The organism is Acinetobacter sp. YH12052 (assembly GCF_013419835.1).
Lineage (GTDB): Bacteria > Pseudomonadota > Gammaproteobacteria > Pseudomonadales > Moraxellaceae > Acinetobacter > Acinetobacter amyesii.
This window is the reverse complement of sequence record NZ_VOZI01000011.1, coordinates 26,402-47,646: the sequence shown is the minus strand read 5'-3', so window position 1 is coordinate 47,646 and position 21,245 is coordinate 26,402. Positions and strand designations below refer to the sequence as shown.

General features: G+C 40.5%; 18 protein-coding genes. 9 read left to right on the top strand and 9 right to left on the bottom strand.

Annotated elements, in window-relative coordinates; genetic code table 11:
• Positions 1-2 precede the first annotated feature (2 nt).
• On the top strand, positions 3-836 hold the full coding sequence (locus FTU06_RS09670; protein ID WP_078191496.1) for an ABC transporter ATP-binding protein: 834 nt from the start codon (positions 3-5) through the stop codon (positions 834-836).
• Between the two features lie 20 nt (positions 837-856).
• Positions 857-1,687, top strand: a complete 831-nt coding sequence (locus tag FTU06_RS09665; RefSeq protein WP_078194039.1) for an ABC transporter permease — start codon at positions 857-859, stop codon at positions 1,685-1,687.
• Positions 1,688-1,858: 171 nt separating this feature from the next.
• On the opposite strand, the gene FTU06_RS09660 is transcribed toward FTU06_RS09665, so the two are convergent.
• Entirely contained in the window at positions 1,859-2,953 is a 1,095-nt protein-coding gene (locus FTU06_RS09660; protein WP_180024713.1) for a sigma-54-dependent Fis family transcriptional regulator, read from the bottom strand.
• A 230-nt stretch (positions 2,954-3,183) separates the two neighbouring features.
• Here FTU06_RS09660 and FTU06_RS09655 point away from each other — a divergent pair, with 230 nt between their 5' ends.
• Both FTU06_RS09655 and FTU06_RS09650 read left to right on the top strand, forming a co-directional pair.
• The gene (locus FTU06_RS09655; protein ID WP_067765474.1) at positions 3,184-3,399 is read left to right on the top strand and encodes a molybdopterin-binding protein; all 216 of its coding nucleotides are present in this window, start codon (positions 3,184-3,186) and stop codon (positions 3,397-3,399) included.
• A 45-nt stretch (positions 3,400-3,444) separates the two neighbouring features.
• Entirely contained in the window at positions 3,445-4,269 is an 825-nt protein-coding gene (locus FTU06_RS09650; protein WP_078194037.1) for an ABC transporter ATP-binding protein, read from the top strand.
• A 165-nt stretch (positions 4,270-4,434) separates the two neighbouring features.
• Here FTU06_RS09650 and FTU06_RS09645 read toward each other — a convergent pair whose 3' ends face one another.
• From FTU06_RS09645 to FTU06_RS09630, 4 genes are all read right to left on the bottom strand, one after another.
• Positions 4,435-5,802, bottom strand: coding sequence for an LLM class flavin-dependent oxidoreductase (locus FTU06_RS09645; protein ID WP_180146278.1), 1,368 nt, complete (start codon positions 5,800-5,802; stop codon positions 4,435-4,437).
• Between the two features lie 298 nt (positions 5,803-6,100).
• Positions 6,101-7,462, bottom strand: a complete 1,362-nt coding sequence (locus FTU06_RS09640) for an LLM class flavin-dependent oxidoreductase (protein WP_180146275.1) — start codon at positions 7,460-7,462, stop codon at positions 6,101-6,103.
• Between the two features lie 252 nt (positions 7,463-7,714).
• Positions 7,715-9,082, bottom strand: coding sequence for an MATE family efflux transporter (locus tag FTU06_RS09635; RefSeq protein ID WP_180146272.1), 1,368 nt, complete (start codon positions 9,080-9,082; stop codon positions 7,715-7,717).
• 147 nt (positions 9,083-9,229) lie between these two features.
• A complete protein-coding gene (locus FTU06_RS09630) occupies positions 9,230-10,384 on the bottom strand; it encodes a methionine aminotransferase (RefSeq protein ID WP_180146269.1) in 1,155 nt (384 codons plus the stop codon).
• A gap of 230 nt (positions 10,385-10,614) precedes the next feature.
• Between FTU06_RS09630 and FTU06_RS09625 the strand changes: the two genes are divergently transcribed.
• Genes FTU06_RS09625 through FTU06_RS09615 form a run of 3 tightly spaced genes read left to right on the top strand, consistent with a single transcriptional unit; the run spans position 10,615 to position 16,246 of the window.
• Positions 10,615-13,935 (top strand): type VI secretion system Vgr family protein, encoded by a 3,321-nt coding sequence (locus FTU06_RS09625; RefSeq protein WP_180146266.1) that lies wholly within the window; start codon positions 10,615-10,617, stop codon positions 13,933-13,935.
• Positions 13,936-15,549 (top strand): glycoside hydrolase family 19 protein, encoded by a 1,614-nt coding sequence (locus tag FTU06_RS09620; protein WP_180146265.1) that lies wholly within the window; start codon positions 13,936-13,938, stop codon positions 15,547-15,549. It abuts the gene before it with no gap.
• On the top strand, positions 15,536-16,246 hold the full coding sequence (locus FTU06_RS09615) for a hypothetical protein (RefSeq protein WP_180146262.1): 711 nt from the start codon (positions 15,536-15,538) through the stop codon (positions 16,244-16,246). The genes FTU06_RS09620 and FTU06_RS09615 overlap by 14 nt, the downstream gene beginning before the upstream one ends.
• Positions 16,247-16,356: 110 nt before the next feature.
• Here FTU06_RS09615 and FTU06_RS09610 read toward each other — a convergent pair whose 3' ends face one another.
• Entirely contained in the window at positions 16,357-17,277 is a 921-nt protein-coding gene (locus FTU06_RS09610) for a Dyp-type peroxidase (RefSeq protein ID WP_180063295.1), read from the bottom strand.
• A 159-nt stretch (positions 17,278-17,436) separates the two neighbouring features.
• Between FTU06_RS09610 and FTU06_RS09605 the strand changes: the two genes are divergently transcribed.
• Entirely contained in the window at positions 17,437-18,057 is a 621-nt protein-coding gene (locus FTU06_RS09605) for a LysE family transporter (protein WP_180146259.1), read from the top strand.
• Positions 18,058-18,165: 108 nt separating this feature from the next.
• On the opposite strand, the gene znuB is transcribed toward FTU06_RS09605, so the two are convergent.
• From znuB to FTU06_RS09590, 3 genes are read right to left on the bottom strand one after another with little or no spacing between them, the layout of a single operon-like run.
• Positions 18,166-18,966, bottom strand: a complete 801-nt coding sequence (znuB, locus tag FTU06_RS09600) for a zinc ABC transporter permease subunit ZnuB (protein WP_180005342.1) — start codon at positions 18,964-18,966, stop codon at positions 18,166-18,168.
• A 3-nt stretch (positions 18,967-18,969) separates the two neighbouring features.
• A complete protein-coding gene (znuC, locus tag FTU06_RS09595) occupies positions 18,970-19,761 on the bottom strand; it encodes a zinc ABC transporter ATP-binding protein ZnuC (RefSeq protein WP_180039825.1) in 792 nt (263 codons plus the stop codon).
• Positions 19,734-20,231: a transcriptional repressor gene (locus tag FTU06_RS09590; RefSeq protein ID WP_168378806.1), complete on the bottom strand. Its 498-nt coding sequence runs from the start codon at positions 20,229-20,231 to the stop codon at positions 19,734-19,736. The genes znuC and FTU06_RS09590 overlap by 28 nt, the downstream gene beginning before the upstream one ends.
• A gap of 139 nt (positions 20,232-20,370) precedes the next feature.
• On the opposite strand from FTU06_RS09590, the gene FTU06_RS09585 reads away from it, so the two are divergent.
• Entirely contained in the window at positions 20,371-21,210 is an 840-nt protein-coding gene (locus FTU06_RS09585) for a metal ABC transporter solute-binding protein, Zn/Mn family (protein ID WP_180105976.1), read from the top strand.
• Positions 21,211-21,245: the final 35 nt, after the last annotated feature.

Here is a 21,245-nt window from a genome sequence, read left to right as displayed (position 1 = left end):
CAATGACCAGTGCATTACATTTAGATCACGTGCGTAAGGTATTTCCTGCACAAAACCATGTCGGCAGTAAAAATTATAAGCCTGAATTTGTTGCCGTAGAAAATGTCACTTTGGATATTCAGCCGGGTGAATTTGTTTCAATCGTGGGGCCAAGTGGCTGCGGAAAATCTACATTATTAGACTTAATTGCGGGTTTAACCAAACCGTCGGCAGGGCAGATTTTACTGAGTGGCAAGCAGATTACTCAACCGGGTTTAGACCGTGGCATTGTGTTTCAGCAATATGCGCTCTATCCATGGTTAACCGCACTGGAAAATATCGAATTTGGTCTAGAAGCCAAAGGCGTAGCAAAAAAAGAACGCCGTGAAAAAGCCGAATACTATTTACAGCTTGTGGGTCTCAGTGGCTTTGAAAAGCATTATCCGAATGAGCTTTCCGGCGGGATGAAACAGCGGGTTGCGATTGCCCGAAGTTTGGCTTATGAACCAGAAATTTTATTAATGGATGAGCCCTTTGCTGCCCTAGATGCGCAAACCCGAGAAACCTTACAAGCCGAGCTGATCAATATCTGGAAAAGCTCGAAAAAAACCATTGTTTTTATTACTCACAGTATTGATGAAGCAATTTATCTGAGTCAGCGAGTGGCGATTATGACCTCAAGACCGGGGCGAATTAAGGAAGTGATTGAAATTCCTCAAAGCTTGCGCAGCTCCAGTGAAGATGTCCGTTCATTGCCTGAATATGGCCGAATTCGCCATAAAATTTGGTCATTGCTCAGTGAAGAAGTGATTAAAGCGCAAGCCCTTGAAAAACATAAACAGCTTGCACATAACTAAAATATTCAGAGGATTTATTTATGTCATCGACTAAACAAGCCATCAGTTATACGCAATCGTATAACGACATTAAACCCAGACTACAATTCACTTGGTTAAACACGGTCTTTAAACGCACCATTGCCATTGTGGCTTTTTTCTTGCTGTGGGAGATTCTGCCGCGGAGTGGTGTGGTCAATCCGGCTTTTTTACCGCCGTTATCTGTGGTATTGGAAACTACATGGCAGCTATATCAAAGCGGTCAATTAGGCATCCATTTCTTGGCCAGTATAAAGCGTTCCATTATTGGTTTCATTTTGGCCCTAGCGATCGCAATTCCTTTAGGTCTCATCATTGGTTGGTACAAGCTCGTGGCTGAAACCTTAAATCCCTTGTTAGAATTGTTTCGAAATACCACAGCATTGGCGTTGATGCCGCTGTTTATCTTATTTTTAGGCATTGGTGAAACCTCAAAAATCAGTCTGTTGGTGTATGCATGCACATGGCCGATTTTATTGAATACCATTACAGGCGTACAAACGGTCGATCCTTTACTGATTAAATCGGCACGAACCATGGGCCTAAAACCCTATCAATTGTTCCGAAAAGTGATTCTACCTGCATCCGTACCCACGATTTTTGTCGGTATCCGTCTGGCAGGGGCGATTTCTATTTTGGCCTTAGTGGCAGTAGAAATGTTTGGTGCCAAAGCAGGTCTGGGATATCTGATTATTTATTCGCAATTTAGCTTTGAAATTCCACAAATGTTTGTAGGCATATTAGTCATTACCCTTGTAGGCTTATCCTTTAACTATTTCTTGATTGGACTAGAAAAATACTTTACAGCGTGGAAACGAAACCCCGTGGAATAATCTAGACAAAATGGAAAAATAAATAAAAACCTCGGGATATACTGAGGTTTTTTATTACTGATTTTTTATATTTAAAATAATGCAATGAATAAAGAATAATGTAGATGAATATTTATGTATCAGTTTTTGGGATTATTATTTTAATGTGGAGTAAATAAAAATATGACTTATTTATAATAAGCCATATTTAATTAGGCGAGTGCGAATCACGTTCCTTGTCACTCCAAGCAAACGAGCCGTATGCACTTGATTGTATTGACAGTGCTGATACGCACTTCGGATAAATTTTTCTTCAATCAGCTCATTAATATTGTCATGCTTAAGTTGATTTGCGGCTTGAAAAATTTGTAAAAAGGTCTGCTCAAGTAACTGTCCAGCATCTTGAATATCTTTGATGTTGGCTACAGCAGAGGTGGCATTTTGTAAGTTAAAAGGTTCTGCACGCGAAAACGACGATGCACTTTGAATACTCGAAAAACTAATATCTTCTGGTTCAATCACACCTTTTTCACTGACTAAAATCGCATGTTGAATGGTATTTTCTAATTCGCGAATATTTCCCGGCCAGCTATGTAAATGGAGTTTCTTGAGCGCCAATGGGCTGAGGCGTAATGGTGTGTCATGTGGGTTGGTTTGATAGACCTGAATGAAGTGTTTAACCAAAGGCAAAATGTCACCACGACGTTCTGAGAGACGTGGAATGCGTAGCAACGCCACATGTAAGCGGTAGAATAAATCTTCCCTGAAACGCCCATCCTGTACGGCATGCTCTAAATCGACATTGGTTGCGGCTATGATTCGGACATTAATTGGAATGGATTTGAGTGAGCCGACTCGAACGATCTCTCTTTCTTGTAAAACACGGAGTAATTTGACTTGCATAGGCAAGGACAGATCACCAATTTCATCTAAAAATAAGGTGCCATTATGGGCTGCTTCAAACCAACCGATACGGCTATTAATTGCCCCTGTAAAGGCTCCTTTTTCATGTCCAAATAATTCGCTTTCGACTAATGATTCGGTAAAGGCACCACAGTTCACCGCGATAAAAGGACCTTTGGCACGATGGCTCAATTGGTGGATTTGGCGTGCAACCAATTCTTTACCTGTGCCTGTATCACCAATGATGAGTGCATTGGCCTCACTTGGTGCAATTTGTTCAATTCGAGACAACAACGCTTGCGATAACGGGTCTGCAAAGACCGTCGCTGTTGCCCGTTTATGTTTCAGTGCAGAGGGCACTGCAGGGTGGGTCAAAATAGACATATCGTTTCTTATAGTTGTTGAAAATGCAGATCATGATGAAAGATTTAAAAATAAAAGATAAATAATAATTCGATATTTAAATATCAGTTTCACCGATAAACTCATGCGTGGATTATTTATCTGATTTTAAGATAAATAAAATCGGGATAACTAAAGGATAAATCAAGATATAGCAAGTGATTGAACTGTTTTATAGTAAAGCTCTCTTAATAACAAAAGGCATAATTAAAATGGCGATTACTTCAGTAAATGTGCGAAACCAATTCAAAGGCGTGATTAATGAAATCGTAGAGGGTCCTGTGGTTTCAGAAATTGATGTGGAAACCAAAGCAGGCTTTTTTACGTCCGTGATCACGACGCGTTCGGTGAAGGATTTAGATTTAAAAGTAGGTTCAGAGGTGGTGGTGTTAATTAAATCGACGGAAGTGTCGCTGGCTAAACTCTAAGGTTTAGTCCAGCAAAGTTTGTCAGCACAAATAGAGAATAATGATATGAGCGTAGAACAAGCTGGTTCGGTTTCTATTCAGCAGCTAACGAAACATTATCCCACACAAAAGCAAGAAGACTTAACTGTACTTAAGGACATTAACCTGAATATTCAGCCGGGTGAGTTCATTAGTATTGTGGGAAGTAGTGGCTGCGGAAAATCCACATTATTACGGTTGTTGGTTGGTCTAGAGCGTCAGTTTCAGGGCCAGATTTTGGTTGATGGTCAGCCTATACAGGGCACGAGTTTGGAACGTGGTATCGTGTTTCAAGATCATCGCCTGTTTCCATGGTTGACGGTACGGGAAAATGTACGGATTGCATTGCATAAAAGCCAGTTTAGCCGTGCAGAAGAAGATGTATTGATTGATGAACATTTAGAGTTGGTCAAATTAACCCAATTTAAAGATGCTTATCCTTCGCAGTTGTCTGGTGGGATGAATCAACGTGTGGCGATTGCCCGTAGTTTGGTGAATCGACCACAGATTTTACTGCTCGATGAACCCTTTGGCGCACTTGATGCATTGACGCGGCAAAATTTACAGGATGAATTACAGCGAATCTGGCAAAGTGAAAAAATCACCATGATTATTGTCACCCATGATGTCGAAGAAGCGGTATTTTTGGGTGATCGGGTAGTGGTCATGCAGCCACATCCGGGACGAATTAAACGTATTGTAGATATTCATTTAGCCCATCCGCGTAAACGCGAAGATGTCCGTCTGACCAATATTAAAAATGACATTTTGACTGACTTTAGTGATCCAGTAAAAGATCAGTTGCTTGAACCTTTATCTCACCGATTTGCCGATTATAAATTTGCATGGTAAGTCTGAATTGACCATCACCTAGACAATGTAAAAGCCCTGAATTCAGGGCTTTTTTTAGGCTTATCAAATATAGGTCAGTATGATCATCGCTTAAGTTGGATTAATATCAGTCCATAAAAATGCCCCAGTTGGGGCATTTATTTTTCAGTTTTATTAAACGTTGGTTTATGAGGCTTGGGAGGTATGTCTTTTTTCTAAAACATATTGGTTTTCAGGTCGTTTTAAACCTAAGTTTTCTCGTAAGGTCTTGCCTTCATAAGCCGTTCGGAATAGACCGCGACGTTGCAGTTCAGGAACGATGAGATCGACAAAATCATTTAACCCCGCAGGTGTTGTTGGCGGTAGGACATTAAAACCATCGGCAGCGTCATTCTCAAACCATTCTTGCAGTTGATCTACGACTTGTTCAGGCGTGCCAATCAAGGTCCAATGTCCACGTGCGCTCGCAAACCATTGGTAAAGTTGTCGAATGGTAAAATTATTTTTACGCGCAATCTCTAAAATCAGTTGTTGACGGCTTGCGCCATTTTGCGCCTGTGTTAAATGTTCTGGTAGCGCTTGGTCGAGGTCAAATTGCGACAGGTCTTCAGTAAAACCACCCAATTGTTTGAGTAAGTTCAGTCCCAAAGTCGGATGAATATAAGCATTTAATTCATCGTATTTTGCCCGAGCTTTGGCTTCAGTTTGTGCAACAAAGATCGAGACACCCGGCATGATTTTTAAGTCATCGGCATGGCGACCGTATTTGATAAGACGCGACTTTACATCACGATAAAAGGCTTGAGCATCTTCTAATTTTTGCTGTGCGGTGAAAATAACTTCGGCATATTTGGCTGCCAGTTCACGACCATCTTCAGACTGTCCCGCTTGTACAATCACGGGATAGCCCTGTGGTGGACGAGCAATATTTAATGCACCATGTACCGCAAGATGTTTACCCTTAAAGCGAGGTGGATGCAGTTTATCGCCCGTAAAAAATTGCCCAGTCTGTTTATTGTATTCAAAGGCATCATCTTCCCAAGAGTCCCAAAGCTTTTGTGCCACTTCAATAAACTCATCTGCACGTTCATAGCGTTCTTTGGGGAGCAGTGCATCATTGATGCCATAGTTTTTTGAAACCACACTGCCAGAAGTGGTCACCACATTCCATGCCGCCCGACCTTCAGACAGATGATCTAAAGAGGCAAATTTACGTGCTAAATTATAAGGTGCCTCATAGGTGGTCGACGCTGTGGCAATAAAGCCTATATGTTCGGTTACCGCTGCAAGTGCAGAAAATAGGGATACCGGTTCGAGTCCGGCAGAGAAGGTGCCATTCAGCCCCAAATCAGGTGTTGTATCAGGATCGACGGTAACGGGAACATCCGCAAGGAAATAGGCGTCGAATAAACCACGCTCAGCGGTCTTTGCCAGTTCAATAAAGTATTTTAAATTGTGACTATCCTGTGGGCGAGCTTGCGGATGGCGCCAGCCTGCCACATGTTGTGAAGTCCCTGGTACGAAAGCCCCTAAGCGAATTTGACGTTTTGACATAAATGAACTCTGTAAATGTTATTGTTCACTAGGAGTATTACAATGTTTATGCCAATTAAAATATTATTATAAAACATGCATTTATTGTATTGTTGAATTTTAAATGTCTAAAAATCAACAGAGAAATCAATCGCTTGTTGTGGATGCATCATCCAAAATCTTGCAGAACTTATCTGTTTATATATAAACACATAATAAAATTAAGGGATTTTATGCAGATGGCCTAACTCAGATAGAAAAAATGCCTCGGATGAGGCATTTTAGAGATGGGTTAATAAAATCACTCATTGAAAAATAACTAAGAGGCCTGCACCTGTTGATTCTTCAGCACATATTGATTCTCAGGGCGTTTTAGACCGAGGTTTTCACGTAAAGTCGTGCCTTCGTAGGCTGTTCGGAATAGACCGCGACGTTGCAGTTCAGGAACGATGAGATCGACAAAGTCATTTAACCCCGCAGGTGTTGTTGGCGGTAGGACATTAAAACCATCGGCAGCGTCATTCTCAAACCATTCCTGCAGTTGGTCTACGACTTGTTCCGGCGTGCCGATCAAGGTCCAATGTCCACGGGCTGAAGCGATATATTGATAGAGCTGACGAATACTAAAATTGTGCTTCCGGGCAATATCAATCATCATCTGCTGACGACTGGAGAAATTAATGTCTGCATCTTCTATTTTTGGGAAAGGGGCATCTAGATCAAATTTGGCCAGATTAATGCCACCTGCCAAAGCAGACAATAAACTTAAACCCACTTCTGGGTGAATTAAACTATTTAAAAAGTCATATTTTTCTTGGGCTTCTTGAGTTGTCTTGGCAACAAAAATCGAAACGCCCGGCATAATTTTCAGGTCATCTGCATGGCGGCCATATTTCACTAAGCGGTTTTTGACATCACGATAAAAGGCTTGGGCATCTGCTAAATTCTGCTGTGCTGTAAAGATCACTTCGGCATATTTACCGGCTAGTTCACGACCATCTTCAGATTGCCCTGCTTGAACAATCACCGGATAGCCTTGCGGTGGGCGAGAGACGTTGAGTGCACCCAGTACCTGATAGTATTGGCCCTGATGATTGGGCTGATGTTGTTTGCGGGCATCAAAAAATTGTCCGGTTTCTTTGTTGTAATGGAAGGTATCATCCTCCCATGAGTCCCAAAGTTTTTGAGTCACCTCAATAAATTCATCGGCACGTTCGTAACGCTCTTTGGGTTCAGGGTGCTGCTGAATGTTAAAGTTTTTTGCGGCATCGGCAGAAGCTGTCGTTACCACATTCCATGCAGCACGACCTTTAGAAATATGATCTAAAGAAGCAAATTTACGCGCCAAAATATAAGGGTCTTCATAAGTCGTAGATGCTGTGGCAATAAAGCCTATATTTTGCGTCACAGCCGAAAGGGCTGCAAATAATGTGACGGGTTCAAAGCCAACACCTTTATCGCCCAAACCCTTCTCACCTTCGATAGCAGAACTCCAACGGACAGACAGACCATCGGCAAGAAAGTAGGCATCGAATAGACCACGTTCTGCGGTTTTTGCCAGTTCAATTGCATAATCAATATTGAGATGATCTTGTGGGCGAGATTCAGGATGACGCCAACCTGCGACATGCTGTGAGGTAGTTGGAATAAAAGCCCCAAGCTTTATTTGACGTTTAGACATAAAAATTTCTCATCCCAATTATTCTTAAAAGATACTTGGGATAAGAACAAAATCTATGCCAAACCGTAATTGTTTGAAAATATGTAACTTTTAAATCTATTGTGTTTTAAGTGTAGATAAATCCACAGGATATAAAATCAAATGTTGAAAAATAAACAGCAGTTTAACGGCAAACTTTATGCATGGATCTGTACAAGATTTTCCATATGTAAACTTAAAGCGTGTATTGGCATTGAACGCTATTAGCGAACCTTATAGCAATACTTTGATGGCTTTTCGTCTCCATACCAGTTGGTAATACAGCCCTTGTAAGATACATAAGCTGACAAAGGCCAAGGCATAGGCATACCAAATACCTTTTAAGCCCCACCATTCACTGAATAGGTAGGCACACGGCACTTCAATGCAAATAATCGCCATAATATTAATAATCATCGGCACGGTCACCGTTCCACTGGCCCGCATAATGGAAGCAAAAATCGCACTGGCACCAAAAAATAAAATCGACCAAAGCACAATGAACAGCAATTCTTGACCGAGAACCACAACTTCAGGGTCTGTAATAAACAGCGCCATTAAATATTTAGAGAATAAATAGCCCAATGCCACCAAGATGCCAGTAATAATGAAATTCATCCCGATGGCCGTACGTTTCACGCGATTAATTAATTCAGAATGACCCGAACCAATGGCTTGTGCTGCAAAAATAGAAGCCGCAATCGCGATGGACAAGGCCGGAAATTGGATATAGTTCAAAACCTGATTGACCGCGCCATATGCAGCAGTGGCATCAGCCCCATGGCGGTTAACTAAACCGACAATGACGAGACCGGCCACAGAGGTCGTGACCATCTGAATACCCGTTGGAATCCCCAGTCTTAAGATAATTTTACTAAGATCATGTTGATGGCGAATATGACGAATCAACTCGAAGTTGAGTTTGAGCGGGTGATCTTTCTTTTTTAAGTAGAAATATAAAAATACCAAGGCAATTAAAAAGCCGATATGACTGGCAATGGCAGGGGCAATAATACCTAAACTTGGAAATCCAAATTTTCCGGCAATCAGCACGGGTGTAATGATCAGCCCTGAACCAATGGTCATACCCGATGCGATCAGCGGAGTGGTACTGTCACCGACCCCACGCAAAATCGAGGTGTAAATAATATAAATAAAGAGTAGTGGACTACCCGCAAGCATCCATTGCACATAAGGCAAAGATAAATGCATCACGTCTGGGGCTGTGCCTAAGGCCAATAAAATGGGCTTGGCAAATATCACCCCTAAAAAGGCAATGATGCTGCCACCAATCAAGGTCATGAACAGGGTGGAACCCACCACAGTACGAACTTTTTCAAGGTTTTGTGCGCCCCAAGCTTGACCCACCAACACGGTTGCACCTGCCGAGAGTCCAATCACAAAAGCCATTAAACAGAACAAGATCGGGAAAAATACCGCAACGGCTGCAATGGCATGTACCCCAAGCATCTGACCGACAAAAACGGTGTTAATGGTCCCAGATAAATTCTGCAAAATATTGGTGGCGATCAAAGGCACCAGAAAAACTAAAAACGTTTTCCATAAATTTTGCTGAGTAACGAGGGACTGTTGTTTTGACATGCTCAGGTCCTAGACGCGGCTTTTTATGATTTTAAGTTACTGATAACACTATCATGTTTGCATTCAAAAAAGCCTTAGTTTTTGAGTAACCAAGGCTTCATTATTTCTACATGTCTGTTTTAAAAAAACGTTTGGGCAGATATTGCTTTAAACCGCGGAGAGGATCTCTGCAGCTTGATCTAAGGTGGCATCTTGTTTGGCAAAACAGAAACGTAATAAGCGTAAATTTTCCGGAGGTTTTTGATAGAACACCGAGACTGGAATCGCTACGATTTTATGTTGCTCTGCCAACAACTGACACATCTCCACATCGCTTAAATCTGGGCGTATGGCACTGTAATCAAGGTTTTGGAAATAGGTACCTGCCGATGGAATCAACTCAAATCTAGAGTGGCTTAAGCCGGCATTGAAACGGTCACGTTTGGCTTGGTAAAAATCGGCCAATTCAGCAATATGCTCAGGATGTTCTGCCATAAAGTTAGCCAGTGCCATTTGTACGGGCGTAACACCGCAGAAATTGGCAAATTGATAGATTTGGCGAAACACTTGCATCAAGGCTGGCGCTGTAATGCAATAACCAGTTTTCCACCCTGTAACGTGAAAAGTTTTACCAAATGAACCCACGACAAAACTACGTTCACGCAGCTCAGGAAATGACAAAGCAGATAGATGCTGACGACCATCAAAAATTAAATGCTCATAGACCTCATCTGATAGCACAATAATATTTTTATCTTGAATCAGTTCGATCAAGTTGAGCCAGTCCTCACGATCCCAAATAGCACCTGTTGGATTATGCGGTGTATTGACAATAATCATCCGGGTTTTATCGTTAATCGCAGCAGCAACACGATTCCAATCCACAGTAAAATGTGGCGTCTCTAAGGCAATGTGAATGGGATGAGCCCCAACCAATTTTACACTGGGCGCATAACTATCATAGCTCGGATCAAAAATAATCACTTCGTCACCCGCATGAACCACGGCTTGAATGGCACTAAAAATACCAATGGTTGCACCCGGGGTAATGGTGACTTCGGTGTGAGGGTCAATATTTAATTGGTCGCGTTGGGCAAACAGTTGGACCAATTGCTCACGCAAATGCATCAGTCCATCGCCGGGCGCATATTGGTTAAAACCCTGTTGCGTTGCATCACTTAGCGCATTTAACAGCGCTGGAGGTGCTGGAAAATCAGGAAAACCTTGAGATAAATTCAGTGCATTTAGACGCTGAGCCATTGCACTCATGACGCTAAAAATAGTCACGCCTTGCGCAGGGAGTTTTGATTCAATTGTGATCATGGAGCTTAAAATTTTTTATAGATTGCATTTTGAGTGTAGCAGCATCTCAGCGGCTGCGAAAAGTTAGCTCAGCAAAAATGATCCAGTATTGATGTTCCTATTCACTTGAATCCTAAAGTGATGTGAAAGCCAAAAAGAAGAATTCAACAAATTATTTGCAAAATAGGGTAGACGAAAAAATAAACATTTCCTAAAATGCCGTCATTAAAAAAATTAAATACATAATAACAATGCTTAAAAATATTCACGCCATGGTGGAAAACTTTGGCTTTAGCGTACAGAAACGTGCGCTACACATTCATTTTTCAAATGAATCATTAAACACAGAAGTTTTTATTCAACGGATTGAAGGTCAACACCTTATCAATCAAGGCTTTCGTACGGAAATTATTTGTCTCTCGACCAATGCTCATCTTGCTTTAAAGCAGTTTATCGGTGGCCGAGTGGCTGTCGATCAAGTGACAGATTTGGGACAACTCAGTCGCCTGACTGGGGTGATTACCGGGGCAAGCCAAGGTCAAAGTGATGGTGCATTGACCGTTTATAAGCTGGTGATTGAGGATGCCACAGCACTCTGGCATAAGCGTCGTAACAGCCGTGTCTTTATGAATAAATCGGTTGGGGAGATGACCGAGATTATTTTTAGTGAATGGCAGAAAAAAAGTGCGTTGTTTGCTGCCAGTTTAAGTCTGAACTTAGAGGGGTTGGCACGTACTTATGATGTGCGTCCATTCACCATGCAGGCGAATGAAAGTGATTATGCATTTTTAACTCGCCTTTGGCGCAGTGAAGGGATCAATTGGTTAATTGATGAAGCGGAGTTATTTGTCGCATTTTCGGCTGCACCGATGCAAGCACAGCAGCTGCGTTTAATTGATACCAATCAGGCTTATAGTGCTTTAGAGCGGAAAAAAATTCGCTTTCATCGGAGTCATGCCACGGAACGTTTAGACACGATCACCAGTTTTGTGGCAGAACGCTTTTTACAATCGACCACCATTCAAACGCAGCGTTGGCAAGCTCAACATTTGGCACAAGACCAAAGTAATCCGCTCTTAAGCGCCCATGCACAGAGTGAGCAACAGCACAATGAAACCTTAAGTTTAGAGCAGGCTTGGACCGTAAGTTCGGCTTGGACAACTGACCTTAAAGGTGCAGATCAGGCGACCACTTCAAATACACAGCAATTGGATCAGTTGAATCGGCAACTCAATCAATATCAGGAATTACAAGCCAAATATTTTACCGCCAGCAGTAGCGTAAGGGATGCACAAGTTGGGTATTGGTTTGAATTAGAAAATCATCCTGAAATCGATCAACATCAAACGACAGATCGTGAATTTCTCATATTGGGCAAAGCATTTTATAACCAAAATAATTTACCCAAAGATATTTTGGTTCAATTAGAAAAGTTACTTGCCGCGAGTCGTTGGCTATCTTTAGGGGATGAACGGCAGGCCAATGAGCTCTATGTGGTCCGTCGGCAAATTTCTGTGGTGCCTGAATATGATCCTTTATTACACCGGCCACCTGCGTTTCCACAGCGGGCTAAAGTGGTCGGTCCAGAAGGTGAAAGTATTTATGTCGATGCTTGGGGGCGTATCAAAGTTCGGTTTACGTTCACCCGCAGTGACGACCACAGTCATGATGGCGGAGCAGGGAGTAATGATAATGACAGTGACTCGGCTTGGGTCGATGTACTGACTCCTTGGGCGGGTGAAGGTTATGGAGCACGTTTCCATCCTCGTATTGGCGAGATTGTGGTCATCGACTTTTTTGAGGGAGATGTGGATCGTCCCTTTGTAGTAGGACGAATACATGAAGCTGAGCGCTCTCAGACCATGTTTGACCTCAAAGGTCAGCTTCCTGAAACCAAAAAACTCAGTGGTATCCGTTCGCAAGAAGTTGCGGGAGCAGGCTTTAACCAACTGCGCTTCGATGATACGACAGGGCAGATCAGTACCCAATTACAAAGTAGTCATGCGGCGACACAGCTGAATTTAGGTAATCTCAGCCATCCTAAAGAACAAGACAGTAGCCATGGTCGTGGTGAGGGGTTTGAGCTGCGTACGGATGCTTGGGGGGCAATGCGTGCAGGTAAAGGTTTACTCATTAGTACCTATGCACAGGATAAAGCAGTTGCCGATCATCTTGCTGCTGCTGAAGCTCAGTCTCTTTTAAATCAAGGGCATCAGAGCATGAATATGCTGAGTGGTTTAGCCGTAAAGCAGCAGACCGATGCATTAAATGTAATTAATCGTTTGCCGAAGTTAATAAACTCTTTAGAAATCAAAAGTACTGCCGAAGCTGTCAAAGCGACTTTAAATTTGTTCAAGGAGGAGCTAAGTCGAGACCCATTGGCAGCGTTAAAGAACTGTAAAAGTTTTGTCAAAGAAATGGGCTCAATCGCACATGATGTCAAAAGTACAGTAAAAGAATTTAAAGCATTTTTTAATGATGCCGAAGATGCCTTTGATAACTTAAAGTCTGTCATAGATCATATTGAAGAAAATGGTAAAGATGTGATTCAGGGGAGAATCGCAAGTCTGAAAAGCAACCTAAAAGAAGATCCATTAAAAGCATTAAAAGATGTGGGTAAATTGATCGAAGACATCAAATTTAACCCCGATGATTTGTTGAATAATGGTGGTTTTGGTTTACCACCAGCGATGACACCCATAAAAGCATTAGAAAAAGTACAAGGCTTTATGGAAGGCTATGCGCAAGGTTTAGAAAAATCCAATACAGTGGAAAAACAAGAACAAGGCAAATTATTCCGCCAAGCGTTGATGTTGCTTGCATCACCCAATGGTATTGCACTTACCACACCGGAAGATATTGTTTTACAAGCCTCGCAGGATATTGCAGAAAGTGCCCAAGGTTCAGTGAATGTGAGTGCACAAAAAAATATTGTGCATCATGCGCAAGATAAAATCAGTTTGTTTGCAGCTCAAAAGGGCCTGAGTGCGTATGCCGCAAAAGGGAAAGTTGAATTACAAGCCCAAGATGATGCTATTGAAGCAATTGCCCGAAAGGTGATTAAGCTCATTTCAACGGAAGATAAAATTGAAATTACCAGTCCTAAAGAAATTGTGCTGACTGCAGGGGGCTCGCAACTGAAAATTAATGGCAGTGGAATATTTACAACAACAGGCGGCAAGTTTGAGAGTAAGGCCGGGCAGCATAGTTTTGTGGGAGGCGGAACTGCAATAACACCTAAAGTAAGTTTGCCAAAGCTAGAAGCAATTTATAGTAATCAGGTTGATTACACTTGGAATGAAAATTCCACAATAGAAAAAGAAATTATTATTTTAAATGAAAAGCAGAATGTTTTATTAAAAGCTAAAAAAGATTTATTAGATAATGAAAATAAAATAAGTTCTTTACGATTTTATACACCAAAAGCGGATGATTTTATTGCGTTAGGTTTCGATTCTTCATATGTTTCGCTGAAACAAAAACGATTAGATGGTGATAATAAAGATGAATTATTAGAAGAGGCTTTACTTGAGTTTGATGATAATAATGTATATACAAGTGAGGATTTTTAAATGGCTGAATTAAATACAATAATAGCAAAATTCTTTGATAGTTCTGGAAAGTATGTAATTAATTTAAATGTAAAATCTAAATACCTAGGATCATCGAAAGAAAATTTAAAAAAAACAGATGTTAATGGTCTTTTTATATTTCAAGCATCGCCGGATAGAATGATAGAGATATTGGCAAAACCTCCTAATCAGAAGGATTACACATCATTTAAATTAATTAATTCTTCAATAAGCTCATCAGAAAAGAATCCTATTATAATTAACTTACCTAAAACAATTGAAGAATATCAAAGAACAAGCAATGTAAGTCCTAGTAAAGGAATAGTTAGTACATTATTTAAAGTATTGGATAGTAATGGGAAAGCAATGGTTAATTTCCCCATTCAGTCAAGACCAAAAGGTAAGGGGAGTTCCCCAGATAAATATACCAATGACCAAGGTATTGTTGAGGTATTATCATCACCAAATAGAGATATTGAAGTTTTAGTACTTACTTCTAATGATCAATTTGAGCTTAATTTTTCTGGAAATTCGGGGGCTGGAAAAGAACAACCTATATTAATTAAACTTAATGAGCCATATAATAATTTTAAAGGTTTCACCCTAATAAAGGTGTTAGATAAATCAGGTCAGCGTTATGCGGTTCAAGATGTTGATGTTGAAATGATTTTTGATAATGTTAACAAGAAAAATTTTAAAGTTAAAAACGGACAGTTGAAATTAACAAATTGGGTTGGTCAAAAAATTAAATTGACTATATTTAAACCCGATGGAAAACCTTTAGATTCAGTAGATTTTATGGTTAGAAGAGTAAAAGAAGAATTTATTGATTTACAATTAGATGTAGATGTTTTAAATGGAAAAACAGCCCAAAATGATCCAATTACGCCACAGCGGATAGAAGATACCTCTGCGGGAGAGATAATTTCATTAAGCTTTTTCAAAGAAGTTTATGGAACAAAAAAATTGTTTTGGCATAAAACAATGAATGGAAGACCAACTCAAAACTCGACTCCAGAACAATTTTTACCCGCTTTAAATAAGGGATTGTTGAAGTATAAAATGACAGATAAGCTTATATTATGTCATTTTCTTGCTCAAATTTATCATGAGTGTGATCATTTTAATACCTTGATTGAATATGCAAGTGGAAAGGATTATGACATTGGAAATTTTCCTCCAGAAGTATGTAATGCTCCTAAGAGTAGATCATGTAGAAGGCGTAAACAAATTTTAGCAGAAGGAAATACGACTCCAGGTGATGGACCCAAATATAAAGGTAAAGGTTTAATTCAATTAACGTGGAAAAGTGCATATCTTAAATATAAAAAATATTCAGGGATCGATGTGGTAAGTGATCCAGACTTATTATGCAATGATCTTTTTCATGCTGTGGAAAGTGCAGTATGGGCATTTAATGAGTTTAAAAATGCGGATAGTTTAGTTCGTAATGGTTATATTGATTTTACAAAAACATACTCAGATTCATATCATTTAGGTGTAGTAGAGCAGGTAAGCAAAAGGATTAATGGTGGTACAAATGGTCTTGCTGAAAGAAAAAGCTTATTTTTGAAAATATTAAGAGAGGTTGAAAAGCGAAATGGGTTCAAATAATTTTTTTATTTTTCTATTTATATTGGTTTATTCCACATTTGCATGTGCCGATAATAAGCTGGTTAAAGAAAATAATAATATTTTTTTTAAACAGGATAATGCTAAAATTTTTCTATTTACTGATGAGAATTACTGTTTTGATAAAGATGCTTTTTCAATTGAAAATTTAACTAATGATAATAAAAGATATTTATTTGTAAATCACACTGATGATTGTAACTCTGGGGGTAAATATGAAATATTCGATATATCAGAAAATAAAGCAAAAAAATTCTATCTAAGCCCTCTATATGATCCAGAATTTGATATTAATGAATATAAAATTATTGAAAGGTTTAATGATGGAGCTGTTGGGTATACTCGAATATATGTTTTGAAAAATGGTAAATATCTCCTGTCAGAAGAATTGAAAACACTAGATAGTGATCTTAATTTAAGTAAGGTTTATTCAGGTGGGTTGTTTAAAATGTATTTAAAAAACAATTCAAATCAAGTAGTGAAAAATTTAGAAATAAGCGCAAATAAAGCATATTTTTTTAATAATGAATTAAAGAAAACAAAATCATATATTATTCGTGGTGATAAAGTAAAAATAGATGGCTTGATTGAGAATAATAACCTGATTTATATTAATGTTGAATTTAAGGGGTTGGGTAAAATAACAAAAGGCTATATAAAATTATCAGATGTTTTGTAATAATCTTTAACAATTTATTTGGGCTTCATTTATTCAATATAGAAATATTGTTAAGGACTTGAAAAATCCAACATTGTTAAATAAAGCCGACTCTCGTCGGCTTTATTTATTCAATCTTCCAAAACTTCTTCCAATAACTCTTCACTCGGTGCAAAGTAATAAGCGCCATCCATAGGAGTGACAAAGTGAAGTAAGCGGTCATGAATGCCGTCACCACTGGTGCCAAACATACGTACTAGCATGCTGTCGATAATGCTGAGGTCATGGGTATAAGCAATAAAAAACAAACCTTGGTCACCGCGGCCATCGCCATAAGGCAATGAATGACGCAAAATTGCTAGTTCTTCACCTTCGCCATTTTCAACAACGGTACGTGATACATGTGAGTTTTCAGGTTGTTCGTCTTCATCCAACTCAATCGACTCAAGTTTGGTACGCCCAATGACATGTTCCTGAGCATCTACCTTTAACTTTTTCCATTTATCTAAGTTATGTGCATAACGCTGTGCAAAGACAAAAGAACCATCAGCAAAAATACCCGCATCTTCTGCTAATAATGCTGTTTCAGCACGGTCATCTGGAAATTGAGGGTTTTCAGTACCATCAATAAAGCCGGTTAAATCACGGCCATCAAAATTGCGGAAGCACACACGTTCATCCAGTACGTCAACTTTATCTTGAATACCATCAAAGAATGCTTGGCTCAGCGCAAAGCAAATATCTGTACGCTGTGCTGCAATATGGATAAATACATCTGCTGGGGCTACAGGCATGTTAAATGAACCTTGAATTGGATCAAGTTGTTTAAAGCCTGCCGGGGATTGACTGTAAAGTTGTGCCCAAAGTTCTGGTCCAAAAGCCACAGCCGTTTTAATCTGTGCATTTGGATGTTGGGTAATCAGACGATCACGAGTATTAAGTAAGTCTTCAAGTTGTTCTTTTAATTCGCTAATCGTTAAATCTTTTAAACGTAAAACAATAAAACGAGCATGATCTGAGGGTAATGGCAAAATTACAGATTGAGCAGACATTCATGGCTCCTAAAAATTATAATTTCTGAGTGGCTGTGTGTATTGTGCCTTAAGCAGCGCTGAGAGTGTAGCCTTCATTTGGCCTTTTAGCGTGCATTATTGTCATGAAAATAGAGTAAATGTCATATAATACAGACCCATTTCAAACTTGAGCTAATGATGTCCTATCAAATCTGGATTGCATATATGTTGGCATGTTGGGTGATTAGTGTTTCCCCAGGTGCAGGTGCAATTGCGTCTATGTCGAGTGGTTTGAATTATGGGTTTAAGCATGGGTATTGGAATGCCATCGGCCTGCAATTGGCACTTTTGGTTCAGATAGTCATTGTTGCAGCTGGGGCAGGGTTCTTATTTGCGACGACATCATGGGCTTTTCTGATCGTGAAATGGTTTGGTGTGGGCTATTTATTGTATTTGGCTTATTTACAGTGGACAGCGCCAACAGAGTCAATTGAAATCCAACAAGATTTACCAAATAAATCACGTTTAAAATTAGTTGTACATGGCTTTTTGGTCAATATGAGCAACCCTAAAGCGATTGTATTTTTGTTGGCGGTTTTGCCGCAGTTTTTAGATTTATCCAAACCCCAATGGATTCAATATGTCATCATGGCTGCAACAATGATTAGCATCGATTTGATTGTCATGGCGGGGTATACCGGTCTCGCTGCAAAAGTGCTGCGGTTGTTAAAATCACCCAAACAACAAAAATATTTGAATCGAGCTTTTGCGGTATTATTTGCTTGTGCGGCGAGCTTATTGAGTTTGGTGCATCAATAAATCCAGTGAGATGATTCTAAGCATCGTATTTGACGTGCAAAAAAAGCCATGCAACTGCATGGCTTTTTTTTTTTGATATGTCGCGAATTGAACAATGAACGTTGCTACTTAAGCCACTTTCTTAAATTTTTGCATAATAAAAATTAGGGCAAAGAGCAGCGCCATAGTTAATACAATGGTCAGTCCTGTAGAGGTGTTTAAACCAGCACTTGACCATAAACCTACAGTTACACCGACTTGGGCAATGATGAAAGACCACAGTACCATTTGCTTCGGGGAATTTGCCAATAAACGAGCGGTTAATGCAGGAATCACTAACAATGCACCCATCAGCAATGAGCCGACAGCACGTAAAGCCAATATAGTAAATAATGCCAGTAATAACATAAAAATCAGACGTTGCCATTTAGCGCTGACACCTTCACTGACCGCAATATCGGGGTCAATGGCAATCTGAATCTGAGATTGCCAACTTTTATACAGCACGGTCAGTGCCACAATGATCACCACTGCAAAGACAGGCAAATCTGACCAAGAAATGGTGAGTAAATCACCAAATAAATAGCTGAGTAATTCAGGTCTTAAGCTTGGCAAATGTTGTATGAAGAGTAAGCCTGAGCACAGGAGTGTTGCAGAACATAGCGCAAGCAAAGCGTCATTGGGTAAGCGAGGGTCGTGTAACACCCATAAGATTGCAACCAATAAGAGCGCAATCAATGTAACGCCTGTCCAAAGCGGTAGACTCATTGCACCGGCAATGGCGACACCGAGTAAAGTGCCATGTGCCATGGTGTCCGCAAAAAATGACATGCGACGCCATAGCATTAAACAGCCGAGGGGTGCAGTCAGGAACACCAGCAAAGTGCCCATGATCCATGCTGGCAAAAGGAGTTGTAGCCATTCCATCATGGATTATGCTTCCGGTTCAGGGTGAATATGGGGACGAGAGTCATGCTGGCAAGGCGTTGCACTATCGCCATGCGCACAGTGATCATGATGGTGTTGATAGAACACACGGTTTGTCCCAAAGATCGCTTGATATTCAGGATGTTGCTGGACATTTTCAGGCAAGCCACTGCAGCAGATATGCTTATTGAGGCAAACCACACGATGTGTTCCTTGCATGACCCATTGTAAATCATGAGAAACCATCAAAACTGCACAGCCATATTTTTCTGGCAAGCTACGCACGTAGTCATACAGTTCCGCTTCAGACTGGATATCCAGACCTTGCATAGGTTCATCCAGAACCAATACATTCGGTTGACGTAATAAAGCCCGTGCAATCAATACACGTTGACGTTCGCCGCCCGATAGTTGCTGAACTTTAGATTGTTGTAACTTGGCAATGCCTGTATCACGAATAATTTCTTGCTTAATGCTGGCATCACATTTTTCTAGTGCCAATAAATCACACACACGTAGCGGTAAGCTGTGTGATGGATTAAATTTTTGTGGCACATATGAAAATTTTAATTTTTGTGTGCTGATCACTTTGCCAGATACAGGTTTTACAATACCCAGTAACACTTTGATGAGCGTGGATTTGCCTGCACCGTTAGGACCAATCAAGGTGACAATTTCTTTTTCGTGTAAGGCGAAATCTACATTTTTTAAAATGTCACGTTCATCGATTCGGACATGAACATGCTCTAAAGCCACAATGGGCTTCACATTTAGTGTTTGCTGCGGCACTGCTGACAGATCCCTGAAATTTCAATAATACTGTGATGTGCAGTAAAACCATCGGATGCAGACAATTCATCGAGTTGCGCCATCAAGCCTTGAGCAGATGCTTCTTTGACTAATTTACAATCGGTGCAAATCAGAAATGCAGCTTGATGTCCTTCGCGCGGATGACAACATGGGATGTAAGCATTAATCGACGTTAGACGATGAATCAAACCTTTTTCAAGCAGAAAATCCAGCGTACGGTACACCGTCGGTGGCGCTGCAGGTCGGTCAGACTCACTTTTGATTTTAGCCAAAAGATCATAAGCGCCCATTGGTCCCGTTGCGTTCAATATCAGTTCCAATACTTCTTTACGCAAGGGCGTAAGTCGAGCACCCGTCGCACTACAGAGACTCTCAGCTTCAGCAAGGCGCTGTTCGACATTATGATGATCGTGTACACCATGCAAAGCATTATGATGTTCGTGTGAACATGCGCTCATAGCAAACCTCGAGTACGAAACTGTATAAAGAAAAAGACTTTAAATCTTAACATGAAGCGTAAGTACTTACGAACAGACGTAGGTTTTTTTACGATTTTGTTATATTATAACACTATTCATTTTATGGTGCTCTCTCCCCATGTCCCGTGTATTTCTTTTTTGTAGTTTGGCTTTATTCAGTGTGATGAGCTGGGCGCAAGGCCTCGTTGTTTCTACACAACCGATTTATCTAATCGCGAAGGATGTACTCAAGGGTGTAGAGCAGCCCAAACTATTGCTTGACCATCAATCTGGACATGATGTGAGTTTGACGCCTGCGCACCGTAAAACCGTGCAAGATGCCAATCTCGTTTTATGGTTAGGCCATGCACACGAAGCACCTTTAGCAAAAATGTTAGGTGAAAGTGGCAAAAGTATCGCTATTTTAGACTCAGGCATTATCAGTGCTTTGCCATTACGGGATGTCCGTGGCAATGCATTAAAAGGCACAATCGATACCCATGTCTGGCTTGAACCTAACAATGCGGTTCGAATCGGCTTTTTTATTGCTGCTTTACGTTCACAACAGTTTCCAGAACATCGTGAAAAATATTGGGCTAATGCGCGTGCATTTGCTCAGAAACTCTTGGTTACTGCACAAAAAACCGATGTGTCGAGCCGTGCTCAACCTTACTGGTCTTACCACGATGCCTATCAATATCTTGAGCGCTCACTGAATTTGAAATTTACCGGTGCGTTGACAGATGATCCACATGTCGCACCGACATTGGCACAAATCAAGTACCTGAAAGACCATCGCGCGCAGCCAAAAGTATGCTTACTTGCAGAAGCACATGCCAGTCAAAATCAGTATCAAAAGCTCGGTGGTATCGTCTTTCAGCCAGTTGACGAAACGATGAGTGGGGCAGGGGATTTTGTAACAGCATGGAAGATGTTGGCTGATGAAACCCTGAAATGCACACTAAATGCACGAAAGTAAAGTAAAAAATAAACAACTATTGATTAGTTTGAAAG

What these genes read in the sequence shown, in the direction of transcription:
- FTU06_RS09665 (WP_078194039.1), top strand. Translation starts at nt 857, where the DNA reads ATGTCATCGACTAAACAAGCCATCAGTTATACGCAATCGTATAACGAC.
- FTU06_RS09605 (WP_180146259.1), top strand. Translation starts at nt 17,437, where the DNA reads ATGTCCTATCAAATCTGGATTGCATATATGTTGGCATGTTGGGTGATT.
- FTU06_RS09585 (WP_180105976.1), top strand. Translation starts at nt 20,371, where the DNA reads ATGTCCCGTGTATTTCTTTTTTGTAGTTTGGCTTTATTCAGTGTGATG.
- FTU06_RS09640 (WP_180146275.1), bottom strand. Translation starts at nt 7,462, where the DNA reads ATGTCTAAACGTCAAATAAAGCTTGGGGCTTTTATTCCAACTACCTCA.
- znuB (WP_180005342.1), bottom strand. Translation starts at nt 18,966, where the DNA reads ATGATGGAATGGCTACAACTCCTTTTGCCAGCATGGATCATGGGCACT.
- FTU06_RS09655 (WP_067765474.1), top strand. Translation starts at nt 3,184, where the DNA reads ATGGCGATTACTTCAGTAAATGTGCGAAACCAATTCAAAGGCGTGATT.
- FTU06_RS09620 (WP_180146265.1), top strand. Translation starts at nt 13,936, where the DNA reads ATGGCTGAATTAAATACAATAATAGCAAAATTCTTTGATAGTTCTGGA.
- FTU06_RS09650 (WP_078194037.1), top strand. Translation starts at nt 3,445, where the DNA reads ATGAGCGTAGAACAAGCTGGTTCGGTTTCTATTCAGCAGCTAACGAAA.
- FTU06_RS09630 (WP_180146269.1), bottom strand. Translation starts at nt 10,384, where the DNA reads ATGATCACAATTGAATCAAAACTCCCTGCGCAAGGCGTGACTATTTTT.
- FTU06_RS09670 (WP_078191496.1), top strand. Translation starts at nt 3, where the DNA reads ATGACCAGTGCATTACATTTAGATCACGTGCGTAAGGTATTTCCTGCA.
- FTU06_RS09610 (WP_180063295.1), bottom strand. Translation starts at nt 17,277, where the DNA reads ATGTCTGCTCAATCTGTAATTTTGCCATTACCCTCAGATCATGCTCGT.
- FTU06_RS09635 (WP_180146272.1), bottom strand. Translation starts at nt 9,082, where the DNA reads ATGTCAAAACAACAGTCCCTCGTTACTCAGCAAAATTTATGGAAAACG.
- FTU06_RS09625 (WP_180146266.1), top strand. Translation starts at nt 10,615, where the DNA reads ATGCTTAAAAATATTCACGCCATGGTGGAAAACTTTGGCTTTAGCGTA.
- FTU06_RS09645 (WP_180146278.1), bottom strand. Translation starts at nt 5,802, where the DNA reads ATGTCAAAACGTCAAATTCGCTTAGGGGCTTTCGTACCAGGGACTTCA.
- FTU06_RS09615 (WP_180146262.1), top strand. Translation starts at nt 15,536, where the DNA reads ATGGGTTCAAATAATTTTTTTATTTTTCTATTTATATTGGTTTATTCC.
- FTU06_RS09660 (WP_180024713.1), bottom strand. Translation starts at nt 2,953, where the DNA reads ATGTCTATTTTGACCCACCCTGCAGTGCCCTCTGCACTGAAACATAAA.
- FTU06_RS09590 (WP_168378806.1), bottom strand. Translation starts at nt 20,231, where the DNA reads ATGAGCGCATGTTCACACGAACATCATAATGCTTTGCATGGTGTACAC.